Genomic DNA, 14,537 nt, shown 5'->3' with positions numbered 1-14,537 from the left:
TGTTGAGGTGAGCAGTATGCGCCAGCCACTGGTTGCCGGTAATTGGAAGATGAATGGATCTCTCGAAGAGAACCGTCAATTACTGGGTAAACTTGTTTCCGGTCTTGATACTAAAGCTGAAGTCCTGGTTTGTCCTCCTTCGATTTATGCTCAAGGCATTTGCGAAATATTGGCTGTTAGTGCTATAAAAGTTGGCTTGCAGAATGTCTCTGACAAGACATCTGGCGCTTATACTGGCGAGGTTTCGCCTCTGATGGTCAAAGATCTTGGTATTGAATACGTGATCATTGGTCATTCTGAGCGTCGCTCTCTGTTTGGAGAGGGTGATGAGGAAGTTGCTGCGAAATTCTGTGCTCTGGCTGATCAGGGTTTGGTGCCTATCCTTTGTGTGGGTGAAACTCTGCAAGAGCGAGAAGCTGGCAGCACCATGAAGGTGGTGACAGCTCAGGTCGAAGCTGTGCTGCGGACTGCTGGTCCGGAGCGTTTGGCAAATTTTGTGATCGCTTATGAGCCTGTATGGGCTATTGGAACCGGGCTGACTGCAACACCGGAACAGGCGCAGGAAGTGCATGCTGTGATTCGCAGCTTGCTGGCAGAACATGATCAGGCTATGGCTGGCAGAACTCGTATTCTGTACGGTGGTAGCATGAAAGCAGCTAATGCTGCAGACCTGATCGCTTTGCCGGATGTTGACGGTGGTCTTGTGGGGGGAGCCTCATTGGTTGCTGAAGAGTTCCAGGCGATCTGTCGCGCTGCAGGATAGTGATGGAAACCATAATTCTTATTGTTCATGTTCTTGCCTCTGCTGCCGTAGTCGGTCTGATTTTGTTGCAGCAGGGTAAGGGTGCGGAAGCCGGTGCCAGTTTTGGGTCCGGTGCGTCACAAACAGTGTTTGGTAGTCAGGGTACTGGCAACTTTATGAGTCGTACTACGGCGATTCTGGCAACGGTGTTTTTTGTGACCAGTTTTGCTCTGGCTATGGTGGCCAGGCAAAAGGCAGACAGTATCGGTGATGCAGGTGTGCCAGCTGTAGTTGTTGAGGAGTCCGTTCCGGCCGGTGATGCACCGATCGCTCCGGAAGCCGCTTCAGAAACGAGCTCAGGTATAGGCTCAGAAAAGGGTGTCGAGAGCGATGCTCCTGTGATAGAATCACAACCCGTCGAAAGCGACGAGCAGAATAAAGATCTGTCTCTGCCTCCAGTCCAGTAAGGACTAGCTTTAAGCAGGATGTAGTGGTGGTGTTTGCCCAGGTGGTGGAATTGGTAGACACGCCGTCTTGAGGGGGCGGTGGCCTAACGGTCGTGCGGGTTCAAGTCCCGCCCTGGGCACCAAATTGCCATTAACTTTTTCAGTAAATGGAAGAAAAGAATTTGGTTTAGTGTTGTAATGATTAAAAGGCGTATCTACAGTTATGGCTTGTGAAGCAGGTTTTTAGCTGGCAGTATACTGGAGTAGGTTTGATGCGGGGTGGAGCAGCCTGGTAGCTCGTCGGGCTCATAACCCGAAGGTCGTCAGTTCGAATCTGGCCCCCGCTACCAAATAATTAAACCCCATTATGGGGTTTTTTATTAGGTGCGTCAGAGTCTTTTGTTGGGCTTGAGGTGTCGGTCTCGACAGGGCTCTGGGAGTCTATTGAATTCATGTCTGATGGCGTGACTTTGGTAGGTTAATTAGTTGCGTCCAGCTGGAAAACTGGGTGCATAGAAGAGACAGGGCTTTTAAGCCCTTTTTTTGTTTTTGCAGACAGGTGTTTCCAACGTGGCAGGCAAGCAGTCGCAGCTGGAAGCATTGATTGGACCCGTGGTTGAATCCCTTGGCTATCAGCTTTGGGGAGTTGAGTTCAAATCTCAGGGTAAGCAGTCAATGCTTCGCATTTATATTGATTCCCTTGATAAAGAAAAGGGAATTCAACTGGATGACTGTGAGGTCGTCAGTCGCCAGGTCAGTGGGGTTCTCGATGTGGAAGATCCCATTACGGAAGAATATACCCTCGAAGTCTCATCGCCCGGAGTGGACAGGCAGCTGTTTACTCTTGAGCACTTTGTAGCCTGGGCGGGGGCAGAAGTTAATGTGCGTTTGAGGGTGCCTTTTGAAGGGCGTCGCAAGTACAGGGGTATTGTAAGAGGGGTTGAAGATCAGGACGTGGTGTTAGTTGTCGATGATCACGAACTGCTTCTTCCCATTGAGAGCATAGACAAGGCTCAGGTGATACCGAGATTCGACTAACTTCAGACTCAAAACTGGTAATGACCAGATAAAAGATTGAGAACAAGGTTCAGGCCGGGTTGTTAGCCGTTGTCTGCAATAACAAAGTTGATTACAGGCAGGGGTCTTCCCGGTTAACGGCCAGGGAAGTGTTGGCAAAGGCATGGACTGGTTCAGCATAGGCGAGGCAGAGCATGAGTAAAGAAATTCTGTTGGTCGTTGAGTCCGTTTCCAACGAGAAGGGCGTTCCACCCGAAGTGATCTTCGAGGCTATGGAAATTGCTCTGGCGACCGCGACCAAAAAGCGTTACGAAACCGAAGTTGATATCCGGGTGGCGATTGACCGCAGCAGTGGTGAATACGATACCTTCCGTCGTTGGACTGTAGTTGCTGACGAAGATTTCGAGTTTCCTGGCATGCACTTTACCCTGGATGAGGGTAAGGAAAAGGATGAGTCACTGGAAATCGGTGGTGTCTGGGAAGAGCAGGTTGAGTCTGTAGCATTTGGACGGATAGCAGCCCAGACTGCCAAACAGGTTATTGTTCAGAAAGTGCGTGAAGCTGAACGTGCCCAAATGGTTGAGCAATATCGTGACAAGCTGGGCGATCTGATTAATGGAACCGTAAAGAAAACGACTCGTGACAGTATTATTGTTGACCTTGGCAACAATGCTGAAGCAGTCATGCGTAAGGATAGCGTCTTGCCACGTGAGAACTTCCGTATGGGAAGTCATGTAAGGGCACTGCTCAGTGAAATTTCCACGGAAGGTCGTGGACCGCAGCTGATGCTGTCCCGAACTGCGCCTGAAATGCTGATTGAATTGTTCCGCATTGAAGTGCCAGAAATTGCTGAAGAGGTTCTGGAGATCAGGGCGGCTGCCCGTGACCCGGGCTCAAGGGCAAAGATTGCCGTTAAAACCAATGACGGTCGCATTGATCCGGTAGGTGCTTGCGTAGGTATGCGCGGTGCTCGTGTACAGGCGGTATCCGGCGAGTTGGGTAATGAACGTATCGACATTGTTCTGTTCGACGAAAACCCTGTCCAGTATGTGATTAATGCCATGCAGCCTGCAGAGGTTGCCTCCATCATCGTTGACGAAGATTCCGGAACTATGGATATCGCAGTCAGTGAAGATAATCTGGCCCAGGCCATTGGTCGTAGTGGTCAGAATGTTCGACTGGCCAGTGAGCTGACTGGCTGGAAATTGAACGTTATGACAGAAGCTGAAGCCGCTGCCAAACAGGAAAAGGAAGCGGACAGGTTTAAACAGAGTTTTATTGATCTGCTCGACATTGATGAAGAACTGGCGCAGCTGCTGGTCGACGAAGGATTCACCACCGTTGAAGAAATTGCCTATGTCCCACTGGAAGAGATGGTGGCAATTGAAGGCATGGATGAAGACATCGTGGAAGAGCTTCGCACTCGTGCGAAAGACAAGCTGCTGACCCAGGCCATTGCTCGAGAAGAAAAGCTAGATGGCGCACAGCCAGCTGAAGACCTTCTGACTATGGACGGTATGGATGAGGAGCTGGCACTGGAGCTGGCCAGCCTGGGTGTCATTACTATGGAAGATCTGGCGGAGCAGTCCATTGACGACCTTCTCGAAATTGAAGGTATGGACGAGACGCGTGCGGGTGAATTGATTATGACGGCGCGTGCTCCCTGGTTCGAGGAAGCTGGTAACTGAGCGGGCCACTGAGAGGAGAAGTGTTAATGGCAGAAGTAACCGTAGAACAACTCGCGAAGGTGGTCGGCGCTCCGGTCGAAAGGTTGCTGCAGCAGATGCAGGATGCGGGCCTGAAGCAGACAAAGGCTTCGGAAGCCGTGTCGGATGCAGAAAAGAAGCAGTTGCTGGCTCACCTGAAAAGCATTCACGGTGATCATACAGGTACTGCTGAGCCAACCAAGATCACCCTCAAGCGCAAAACTGTCAGTCAGATGAAAGTATCTGGCGGTGGTGGCGCTGGTAAGAAAAAAGTTGTCAATGTAGAAGTTCGCAAGAAGCGTACCTACGTCAAGAACGAAAAAGCGGAAGAGCAGAAGCCGGAAGAAAAGCGGGCTCGTGGTGACTCACGCCGTGATGGTGACCGTCCTCAGCGTCGTGACGGCGATCGTCCTCAGCAGCGTCGTGACGGCGATCGCCCACCGCGTCGTGATGGTGATCGTCCTCAGCGTCGTGATGGTGATCGTCCTCAGCGTCGTGATGGTGATCGCCCACCACGTCGTGATGGCGACCGCCCACCGCGCCGTGACGGAGATCGTCCGGCTCGTCGTGATGGTCCTTCTGCACCTGGCTTTGATCCAGCAGCAGCGCCAATGCCGACTCCGGAAGGTGATAAGCGAGGTCGTAATCGTAAAGCCAAAGATCGCCGTGATGAGCCCCGTGAAGAGCGCGGTCGTCGTGGTGAGAAGCGTGGCGGACGTAGCGCCGGTCGTAAAGACGATCGTCGTGGCGGCCGTAAGGCAGCTCGAACTATCACGCCTGAATCCATGGCCGCTCACGGCTTCACCAAGCCAACCGCTCCGGTGATACGTGAAGTCTCAATTCCTGAGACCATCACTGTTGCTGAACTGGCGCAAAAAATGGCCGTGAAGGCCGCTGACGTCATCAAGGCAATGTTCAAGATGGGCTCCATGGTGACCATCAACCAGGTGATCGACCAGGATACAGCGTCCATCGTGGTTGAAGAGATGGGTCACACCTTCAAGTTGGCTAAGGCTGACAGCATTGAAGACTCCCTGACTGAAAATCAGGAAGGTAGCGTAACCGAGTTTGAAGAGAGGCCTCGTGCACCGGTTGTCACGGTAATGGGTCACGTTGACCACGGTAAGACCTCCCTGCTGGACTATATCCGCAAGAGTCGTGTGCAAGCTGGCGAGGCCGGTGGTATTACTCAACACATTGGTGCTTATCATGTAGATACGCCACGCGGTATGGTGTCCTTCCTGGATACTCCTGGACACGCGGCCTTTACCGCTATGCGTGCTCGTGGTGCCAAGGCAACGGATATCGTCATTCTGGTGGTTGCAGCTGACGATGGTGTTATGCCTCAGACCGAAGAAGCGGTTCAGCACGCCAAGGCTGCCGGTGTTCCTGTGGTTGTTGCTGTGAACAAGATCGATAAGGAAGCTGCAGATCCTGATCGTGTGAAGAATGAACTGGCTGCGAGGGAAGTCATTCCTGAAGAGTGGGGTGGTGACACCCAGTTTATTCATGTATCGGCTCTGACCGGTCAGGGTATTGACGAGCTGCTGGAAGCGGTGCTTCTTCAGGCTGAGGTTCTTGAACTGTCTGCTGCTGACGAAGGTCCGGCTAAAGGCGTGGTGGTTGAATCCCGTCTGGATAAAGGTCGTGGCCCTGTCGCTACGGTTCTGGTTCAGTCCGGTAACCTGCAACAGGGTGACAACATTCTGGTAGGTCAGCAGTACGGTCGTGTTCGTGCGATGCTGGATGAAGACGGTAAGGCGATCAAGGATGCAGGTCCTTCCATCCCGGTTGAAATTCTGGGCTTGGACGGTACGCCTGATGCCGGTGATGAGCTGATTGTGGTTAAGGATGAGCGTAAGGCTCGTGAAATCGCACTGTTCCGTCAGGGTAAATACCGTGAAGTCAAACTGGCTCGTCAGCAGGCTTCCAAGCTGGAAAATATCTTCTCCAGCATGGGCTCTGAAGAGAAGAAAACTCTCAATATCGTTCTGAAAGCAGACGTACGAGGTTCTCTGGAAGCTCTGACGACTTCTCTGGAAGAGCAGGGTAATGATGAAGTACAGGTTAAGGTTATTTCTGGCGGCGTAGGTGGTATCACTGAAACCGACGCTAACCTCGCTCTGGCTTCCAACGCTGTTATTGTCGGCTTTAATGTTCGTGCTGATGCCTCTGCCCGCAGGGTGATTGAGGCAGAAGAACTGGATCTCCGCTACTACAGCGTCATCTACGACATCATCGAAGATGTTAAGAAGGCTCTGGGCGGTATGCTGGGCTCCGACACCCGTGAGCAGATTGTTGGTACCGCAGAAGTGCGTGACGTCTTCCGTTCTCCGAAGTTCGGTGCGGTGGCTGGCTGTATGGTTATTGAAGGTACTGTTTACCGCAACGACCGTATCCGTGTTCTGCGTGACAACGTGGTTATCTTTGAAGGCGAACTGGAATCCCTGCGTCGCTTCAAGGATGACGTGCAGGATGTGCGCGAAGGCATGGAGTGTGGTATCGCGGTTAAGTCCTACAACGACGTTAAGCCAGGCGATAAGATCGAAGTGTACAAGACTGTTGAGGTCAAGCGTACTCTTTAATCAGGCTCGGCCGATCTCATTCGGTTGCCCGTCAAAGAAGCCCGCAGAAATGATTGCGGGCTTTCTCATATCAGCAGGATTGAATCCCCAATGGCTAAAGAATACAGTCGAACCCAGCGGGTGGCGGACCAGATTCAGAAAGAACTGGCACAGCTGATCCAGCTGGAGATGAAAGATCCCCGTCTGGGTATGGTCACTGTCAGTGCGGTAGAAGTTTCCCGCGACCTGGCCTTTGCCGATGTTTTTGTTTCTTTCCTGGGTGTAGACGACCAGAAAGGCGTCAGTAACCAGAAAAGCGCTGATGAGGACCTTGAGGTGCTGCAGAGTGCTGCCGGATTCCTGCGCAGCCAGCTGGCCCGTTCCATCAAGTTACGTAGCATTCCCCAGTTGCGTTTCCGCTATGACAATAGCCTGAGGCGTGGGGCGTATATGAGTGAGCTGATTGCAAAAGCTCGTTCTGGTGACAGTGATCATCAGGGTGAGTCTGAGGAGTAATGGATGTCTAAACGCAGACGTAGCCGTGGCCGCAGGGTGGACGGTATTGTTGTTGTGAATAAGCCCAAAGGTGCCAGTTCCAATGACGTTCTGCAACGCGTCAAGGGGCTTTATGGTGCAGCCAAGGCCGGTCATACCGGCAGTCTTGACCCTCTGGCCACAGGCGTTTTGCCGATCTGTCTGGGTGAGGCGACCAAGTTTTCACAGTATCTGCTGGAGTCCGATAAGTCCTACAGGACGGAAGTAAAGCTGGGTATCCAGACGGAGACCGGTGACCGTGAAGGTGAGATTGTTGAGCAGCGTGCGGTGAATGTTACCCGCTCTGATATCGAGACTGTCCTTGATCGTTTCCGTGGTGAGGTTGATCAGGTTCCCAGTATGTATTCAGCGTTGAAGTACAATGGTGAGCCCCTTTATAAGCTGGCTCGTCAGGGGATTGTTGTTGAGCGTCCGTCTCGCCGAATCACTATCTATCGTCTTGAACTGCTGGATTTTGAAGGTGACAGGTTAATCCTTGAAGTGGACTGTTCCAAGGGCACCTATATCCGTACACTGGCTGAAGATGTTGGTGCGGCTCTTGGTTGTCTGGGGCATGTTGCCGAACTTCACAGAATTAAAGCCGGTCCATATACTGAACACCAGTCTCACACTTTGGAAGAGCTCGAAGACATTCGTGACGGCGGTGGTCACAGGGCTCTGGATGAGCTCTTATTACCGTTGGATACTTCCGTCAGTGACTGGCCTCAGATCCGTCTGGGGGCAACCAGCAGCTACTACATCAGTCAGGGGCAGCCTGTTCAGGTACCTCAGGCGCCAACCAAAGGGAATGTCCGTATTTATGGCCAGGAAGAGGTTGAAGGGCAGGAAGTCTTTCGATTCCTGGGGATTGGTGAGATTGATGAAGACGGTCGTGTCGCTCCCAGGCGGCTGATCAATTCTGGAAACTGAGGCAGATTTTCTGGCGTGGTGGTTTTAACAGACTGGCTTCCGGTTGGAAGTTGGTGTTAGAATGCCGCGCTTGGTTGACAGCAGGTGCTGTTAAACTTTGAAGGCTGGCTGTAAATATGCACGGTCTTGCCTGATTGTGAATGCATATTAACTGGAGTACAAAACAATGGCTTTGACTGCCAAAAAGAAAGCGGAAATCATCAAGAAATTCGGTCGCACTGAAGGCGACAGCGGTAGCCCTGAAGTTCAGGTTGCTCTGCTGACTGCAAACATCGAAGGTCTGCAGGGGCACTTCAAGGCAAACCACAAGGATCACCACTCCCGTCGTGGTCTGATTCGCATGGTAAACCAGCGTCGCAGCATGCTGAACTATCTGAAGGGTAAAGACGTTGAGCGTTACCGTTCCCTGATCGAGCGTCTGGGTCTGCGTCGCTAATAGCGCCTGTCTCGCTATTGACCTGGATTCAGGATTCTACTTTGGGTTGTTCTGTCATGTTCAACTCAGGGTTGAACAGGATACATTGAACAGTTTTGTGTCTGATAAATGTATTTCTGTGCAGCTAAAGCACCGCCGGCTTCCGTTGTGAGGCAGGCGGTGTTTTTGCATTGTTGATCACAGGAAAAAAGAAAAATCAGTGTGTTGTAAAAAGCAGCAAGGTGTTGCTGATAAGCTGTGAAATCTTTATTGCAAATAAGTGTATAATAAGGTTCTGACTTTTCTTGTGGTTAAAAAAACCATAAAGACGACATTGCTTTTACGGTTTTAAAGAGAGGGATTACCCCTCTCAAGTGCCTGACCAGGTACTTATACCAATCGTATTTTCTAACTCCCGCAATGAGCATGGAGATTTGAGCCTTAAGACAAGGCGGCGTGAGGAGTCATAGCCTTAGCTATGGCGACGATCGCCAACGCAGGATTAAGGCTCAAATCTTCAGCGCAATAGGGAGTTAGAAAGTTCGATTGGTATTACATGTCAGCACTCTGGTCGTCAGTAGAGGGTGCAATTCCAAGTCTGTCTGGATAGGCGGGGTCTGTACATTATCCAGAAGGTTTAGAATTGCATCTGTCACGCCACTATGACCGGGTACTGTATTGGTTCATTCACACTCAATAGGAAAACGTTGTGAATCCGGTAATTAAAACATTTCAGTTCGGTGATCAGACCATCACTCTGGAAACTGGCCGTGTTGCTCGTCAGGCTTCAGGTGCCGTCCTGGCCAAGATGGGCGATATTGCTGTTTTGGCAACCGTAGTGGGTGCCAAGCAGGCAAACGAAGGTCAGGATTTCTTTCCGCTTTCTGTGCACTATCAGGAAAAAACATACGCTGCTGGTAAAATACCGGGTGGTTTCCTGAAGCGCGAATCCCGTCCAAGCGAAAAAGAAACTCTGACCTCCCGTTTGATCGATCGTCCTATTCGTCCTCTGTTCCCTAAGGGGTTCATGAATGAAGTGCAGGTTGTCTGTACTGTCATGTCTACTGACAAAAAGAACGACCCGGACATCCTCGCCATGGTCGCTACTTCTGCGGCTCTGGCTGTATCAGGTATTCCTTTCGATGGCCCTATTGGTGCTGCGCGCGTTGGTTTCAATGAAGAGAAAGGCTATCTGCTGAACCCTGACTATGAAGAGCTGAAGACTTCAGAGCTGGACATGGTAGTAGCGGGTACCAACGACGCTGTTCTGATGGTTGAATCTGAAGCCCAGGAGCTGACAGAAGACGAAATGCTGGGAGCAGTCTTATTTGCTCATCAGGAATACCAGACCGTCATCCAGGCCGTTAAAGAGCTGGCTGCAGAAGCTGGCAAGGCTCGCTGGGAGTGGGAAGCGCCAGCTGAGAACACTGAGCTGAAAGAAAAAGTAGCGTCCTTCGAAGGCAAAATGCGTGAAGCTTACCAGATCACCATCAAGCAGGATCGTACTGCTGCCGTAAAATCGCTGCGCCAGGAAGTGCTGGAAGCCATTGCTGGTGAAAACAGTGCTTTCGACACTTCTGATGTTGAAAAAGCCTTCGGCAAGCTGGAGAAAAATGTTGTACGTGGCAACATCATCAGCGGTATGCCTCGTATCGATGGCCGTGATACCAGGACGGTCCGTAACATTGGTGTCGAGATCGGCGTTCTGCAGAAGACCCATGGTTCATCCCTGTTCACCCGCGGTGAAACTCAGGCCATCGTTACCGCCACTCTGGGGACGACTCGCGACGCTCAGATCGTTGACAATCTGGAAGGTGAAGTCAAAGATCCATTCATGCTGCACTACAACTTTCCTTCATACTCTGTAGGCGAGTGTGGTCGTATGGGAGCGCCTGGTCGTCGTGAAATTGGTCATGGTCGTCTGGCTCGTCGTGGTGTTCAGGCGGTTCTGCCTACTCAGGAAGATTTTCCGTACACCATCCGTGTTGTTTCCGAGATCACAGAATCCAACGGTTCCAGCTCCATGGCTTCGGTTTGCGGTTCTTCCCTGGCCCTGATGGATGCAGGTGTGCCTCTGAAAGCACCTGTAGCCGGTATTGCCATGGGTCTGGTTAAAGAAGGTGATCAGTTCGCTGTTCTGACCGACATTCTGGGTGATGAAGACCACTTGGGTGATATGGACTTTAAAGTAGCGGGTACTTCTGAAGGTATTACTGCCCTGCAGATGGATATCAAGATTGCCGGTATTACGGAAGAGATCATGGAGATTGCCCTGGAGCAGGCTATGCAGGCCCGCCTGCACATTCTGGGCGAGATGAACAAGGTCATCAGTTCTGCTCGTACGGAACTGAACCCGAATGCGCCTATGACCATGTCTCTGAAAATTGACCCGGACAAGATTCGTGACGTGATCGGTAAAGGGGGTTCTACTATTCGCAGCATCTGCGATAAAACGGGTGCGTCCGTTGATATCGACGACAGCGGTATGGTACAGATCTTTGCCGAGAACAGCGAGAAAGCCAAGGCTGCCTATGACATGGTCTACGGCATAACTGCCGAAGCCGAGATTGGTAAGATCTATACCGGTGAAGTGACTCGTATTCTTGACTTTGGCGCATTCGTCAGTGTTTTGCCCGGTAAAGACGGTCTTGTGCACATTTCTCAAATCGCCAATGAGCGTGTTGAGAATGTGACCGACTACTTGAAAGTTGGCCAGACTATCGACGTTGTGGTGCTGGATATTGACTCCCGTGGTCGTATTAAGCTCAGCATTAAAGAAGTTGAGCGTGCAAGAGAACAGCAGGGCTGATCTTGAGTGCGTAACTTTCTAATAAAACAGGAGCCAGTGGCCCCTGTTTTATTATCTCCCTATCACACCGCTAAATCGCTGAACTCCCAAGCTGTAAGTCAGACTTCATTAGAACCAGTTTTTATAAGTCATTTATATAATTTGCTATTAAACCTACAAACTCAGAGCCAGAGCTCATAAGAATCGGTTTTTATAAGTCATTTATATTCTATTTATCATTGAAATAAAAACTATACTGTCGTCTTGTTGAGTGTTACGAACAGGCTTTTAACCGGGTTTTACCGTAACTATGGTCGAGGAGCTTAAGCATGAAACGAGTTTTAGGGGCTCTACCCGTGCTGGTCTTATCCATCGCTGTGAATCACAGTGCAATTGCTTTTGCCGTTGAGCAGCGCCAGGGAGGGCTTACGCACTCAGATTCAAAGCAATCAAAAAATGGAACGCTTCTTCCATCCGATTTGGATCCGACATTGCCGTCGGGCGACTCAAGAGCTGGGAAAAGCAGTTCTGTTGATTCCTCATCAAGTCAAAGTGATATTAAAAACAGCCCCAGTGAGCTATTTGCGCTATTAAAGGGCACGTTAGTAGAGGGCATACAGCTTCCTGAGAATTCTCAGAGAGCGATCATCGATCAGAACAACCTGATTCCTTTTGATGTCGATGAGGATAACTACACTGACGCTGAGAAAAAGCCAACGCTTCTTTGGGCAAGGGCGACATTTCTTAAAAAAAAGCACCCCCCTCACCTTAATGAAGGTGATCTCCGGCCGGCACTATTTCCGTTAAACACTTCCTATAACCGGGCCGATCCCTTCGGGACTGCGGTCGTAAAGTGTGGTTCCCCACTGCCGGCACCTTTAACCAAAAAGGGTCGCTGCAATGATCAGCAAGCGACCGGATTCTGTCGAGTCAAGTTAGAGTGGGACGGAGGGGTCTATACCCTCGTTGGTATGCTGGCCAACACACCCGATGATTTCAGCGGATGCCTTTTATCGGGTAGAATAACAGATAATTTCCTGGTATCCTTGGGGGTTGAGGCTCTGCTACCCAGAGACATTCTGGTCACTGACGAAGAATATTATCAGATCAATGTTACTTATCGCAGAGGCTCCTACCGATTTCGGAAAGAGCCTAGGCATCCGGTACTCTTTGCATCGACAGTACTCTTGTCTGGGAGTCTGCGTCATGAAACTTTGTGTAAAAATGATGCCAGCCCCGGAACCCAATGGTACAGCGATTACAGCGATGGGGTTCGTGAAAGCGGAGATGGATGTGCAGGACTGATAGCTGGTGCTAACCCATCAGGCTCTATGCTCCATTTTATCCCTATACGAAAGAAGGCCCTTCCAGTCAAGCAGTCTCCTGTTGTATGGCAAGCAATGGAATCTGAACAAGATATCAGAGGAGTCAATCTTGATGTTTATGAATACTTTTGCTCCCCCAGAAGGCCTTACAAAGAGTTTATCCTGGGCTCACTGGCAGGGCAGGGATCTGATAAGTATTGTGGATATATAGGTACCAGTGGAAAAAGTGGCTACGTCGCTACCAATCAGGATGGCAGTATTGCTACTGATTACCTGAAACCTGTGATTAATGGTAGGATTGGCTGGAAGGCTTTTGAGGATAATCTGCCTGACGAGGCTATTATTGCCGGTTACAGCGTTGCAGGTTTTAGCAGAAGAATAGACAGGGTACCGGTATATTTTTGTCGTTTTATGAATAACGGTTTCAAAACCTTCGGCCAGTATTTTAAGGAGGGCAAAGTCTGTAAAGCATCATTTGCAACGCCCTGCGGAGACTCCAACGCCCTGGTTACTTCAGATACCTTTGAAATTCTAGTCAGGAAGTGACGGGCAGAACCAGGAAGGCTGCAGACGGAATGTCAATTGTCGTTATTTGGGCAATGGTACGGCCCGCACTGGCTAATGAACAAGTCATTAAACGTTTCAATGAACTGCCCTATGTTCATTTCAATGATGCCGGTACTGGCAGGGCTTCTCTCAGAAGTAGACCTGAGTCCTTCGATGTTAAGTGGGATTGTGTCTTTGGTTATGTCGAATATGTACGGTACAGCATGTTTCAGGAGGTCCTTCACTTGCGGCCTTGTCAGGCCATAGGCGACTCCATAGCTGAAATGCCCCGGATTACTCCTCATGACTTCAAATATTACCCTATTTTCCGAGGAAAGAGGCTGAGTATGTTGATTAATGGTAATCAGATTTTCAACTGCATCAGACTCACCTTCAGGGTCTCGGATGTAAACGATATCTTTTTCTTTGTCATAGCCAATCAGGCTGTAGGCGTGTTCGGTTCTAATTTCTGCGAACGGTCTCAGCCCCAAGAGAGCTGAATGGGGTGGGCTAATGGAAACAGTGGCTGCTTTTTCATTATCGACAAAAGAATTAAGTTGCTTCTTCAATCGCTCCTGAGTTTGAAGTTGCGGGTTGACGAAATCGGTAAGCGATCCCATCAGTACAGTCAAAACTGATTCTTCATCTAACCCGTCCAGTTCTGAGTATTGATGATACTTGAATCTTGCCGGGCGATTATATCGATTTGCATTAATGAAACGTTTCGACAGGTGGGCGTAAGCGGCTTCCAGCATAGCCAGCCAAACACCACCATCACGTGTTTCGGCAAAGTGTGAGTAGCGCTCAACTTCTCTGAATTGGATCAGCGTGCCATCATCAATCCCCGGAAAAACAATGTCAAATGTTCGTTCATCCGTCGTCGTATGGAAGTAATTGAATATTAGTCTTTTTCCGGTTTCAGAGCTGGCAATTGAGGCCAGTGAGGCAATCAGAACACAATCTGGAAAATGTTTTTGCAGTAGATTGTCGGGAGTAATACTGGTCAAGCCGTGGGGGAAAAGCCGTTTATAGGCGTTGTTAAACGGTTGCCGTTCTGGCCTGGCAAGCCAGGTATCCCAAAATCCGTTGTCCTGCTCGTAGTGATACTTTGCGGCCTGCCCCGACAGTTCAGCCAGCTCAATACTATCCCTGCTTAATAAAGCGGTAACAGGGTTTTGCCATTGCTCGAAATTAACAAGGTAAAGCCTGATGGTCTGGTAAAGGTCTTTGTTCAAATAGGGAGCATGATAACCCTCAATCAGTTCATCTTGGGAGAGCAGGCCATCAGAGTCTTTATCAAGTGCACCTGCCAGCTCCGGAAAGTAGCGGTATGCCGAAGGGTAACCGGGTGAAAATTCGCCACTAAATACCTGGACAGTAAAAAAGAGCAGACTGGTCAATAATAAAGTACGTAAATGGTCCATCCTGTTAATTCCTGTAATAAGCATCCTGCTGTTAAGCCATGCCCTCTGGTTTTGTCATGGGTTGTGACACGGCTTCTTAACCATTAAGTGCCTGGTTAGG

At 50.1% G+C, this 14,537-nt stretch carries 11 protein-coding genes and 2 tRNA genes; 12 read left to right on the top strand and 1 reads right to left on the bottom strand.

Going from position 1 to position 14,537, the window contains the following annotated elements; all coding sequences use genetic code 11:
* Window positions 1-16 precede the first annotated feature (16 nt).
* From tpiA to ACOJUN_RS03275, 12 genes are all read left to right on the top strand, one after another.
* Complete coding sequence (gene tpiA, locus ACOJUN_RS03330; protein ID WP_422135250.1) at window positions 17-763, top strand: triose-phosphate isomerase; 747 nt, start codon at window positions 17-19, stop codon at window positions 761-763.
* A 2-nt stretch (window positions 764-765) separates the two neighbouring features.
* Window positions 766-1,209, top strand: coding sequence for a preprotein translocase subunit SecG (gene secG / locus ACOJUN_RS03325; protein ID WP_422135249.1), 444 nt, complete (start codon window positions 766-768; stop codon window positions 1,207-1,209).
* Between the two features lie 35 nt (window positions 1,210-1,244).
* Window positions 1,245-1,331 (top strand) — tRNA-Leu (locus ACOJUN_RS03320).
* A gap of 130 nt (window positions 1,332-1,461) precedes the next feature.
* Window positions 1,462-1,538: transfer RNA gene (locus tag ACOJUN_RS03315), tRNA-Met, on the top strand.
* A gap of 220 nt (window positions 1,539-1,758) precedes the next feature.
* Window positions 1,759-2,226, top strand: a complete 468-nt coding sequence (gene rimP / locus ACOJUN_RS03310; protein ID WP_422135248.1) for a ribosome maturation factor RimP — start codon at window positions 1,759-1,761, stop codon at window positions 2,224-2,226.
* Window positions 2,227-2,399: 173 nt separating this feature from the next.
* The gene (gene nusA / locus ACOJUN_RS03305) at window positions 2,400-3,893 is read left to right on the top strand and encodes a transcription termination factor NusA (protein ID WP_422135247.1); all 1,494 of its coding nucleotides are present in this window, start codon (window positions 2,400-2,402) and stop codon (window positions 3,891-3,893) included.
* Between the two features lie 26 nt (window positions 3,894-3,919).
* Window positions 3,920-6,496, top strand: coding sequence for a translation initiation factor IF-2 (infB, locus tag ACOJUN_RS03300; protein WP_422135246.1), 2,577 nt, complete (start codon window positions 3,920-3,922; stop codon window positions 6,494-6,496).
* A 90-nt stretch (window positions 6,497-6,586) separates the two neighbouring features.
* Window positions 6,587-6,991, top strand: coding sequence for a 30S ribosome-binding factor RbfA (rbfA, locus tag ACOJUN_RS03295; RefSeq protein WP_422135245.1), 405 nt, complete (start codon window positions 6,587-6,589; stop codon window positions 6,989-6,991).
* Window positions 6,992-6,994: 3 nt separating this feature from the next.
* Window positions 6,995-7,939 (top strand): tRNA pseudouridine(55) synthase TruB, encoded by a 945-nt coding sequence (gene truB, locus ACOJUN_RS03290; RefSeq protein WP_422135244.1) that lies wholly within the window; start codon window positions 6,995-6,997, stop codon window positions 7,937-7,939.
* 166 nt (window positions 7,940-8,105) lie between these two features.
* Window positions 8,106-8,375, top strand: coding sequence for a 30S ribosomal protein S15 (gene rpsO / locus ACOJUN_RS03285; protein WP_422135243.1), 270 nt, complete (start codon window positions 8,106-8,108; stop codon window positions 8,373-8,375).
* Between the two features lie 688 nt (window positions 8,376-9,063).
* Window positions 9,064-11,163 (top strand): polyribonucleotide nucleotidyltransferase, encoded by a 2,100-nt coding sequence (gene pnp / locus ACOJUN_RS03280; RefSeq protein WP_422135242.1) that lies wholly within the window; start codon window positions 9,064-9,066, stop codon window positions 11,161-11,163.
* Window positions 11,164-11,471: 308 nt separating this feature from the next.
* Window positions 11,472-13,013 carry a hypothetical protein gene (locus ACOJUN_RS03275; RefSeq protein ID WP_422135241.1) on the top strand — a complete coding sequence of 514 codons (1,542 nt, stop codon included), beginning with the start codon at window positions 11,472-11,474 and terminating at the stop codon, window positions 13,011-13,013.
* Window positions 13,014-13,045: 32 nt separating this feature from the next.
* Here ACOJUN_RS03275 and ACOJUN_RS03270 read toward each other — a convergent pair whose 3' ends face one another.
* On the bottom strand, window positions 13,046-14,437 hold the full coding sequence (locus ACOJUN_RS03270) for a hypothetical protein (RefSeq protein ID WP_422135240.1): 1,392 nt from the start codon (window positions 14,435-14,437) through the stop codon (window positions 13,046-13,048).
* Window positions 14,438-14,537 lie beyond the last annotated feature (100 nt).

This window comes from Endozoicomonas sp. ALD040, assembly GCF_049275945.1.
In the GTDB taxonomy this organism is placed as follows: domain Bacteria; phylum Pseudomonadota; class Gammaproteobacteria; order Pseudomonadales; family Endozoicomonadaceae; genus Endozoicomonas_A.
Note: the sequence above shows the minus strand (reverse complement) of the source record. Positions and strands in the feature narration are given on the sequence as shown.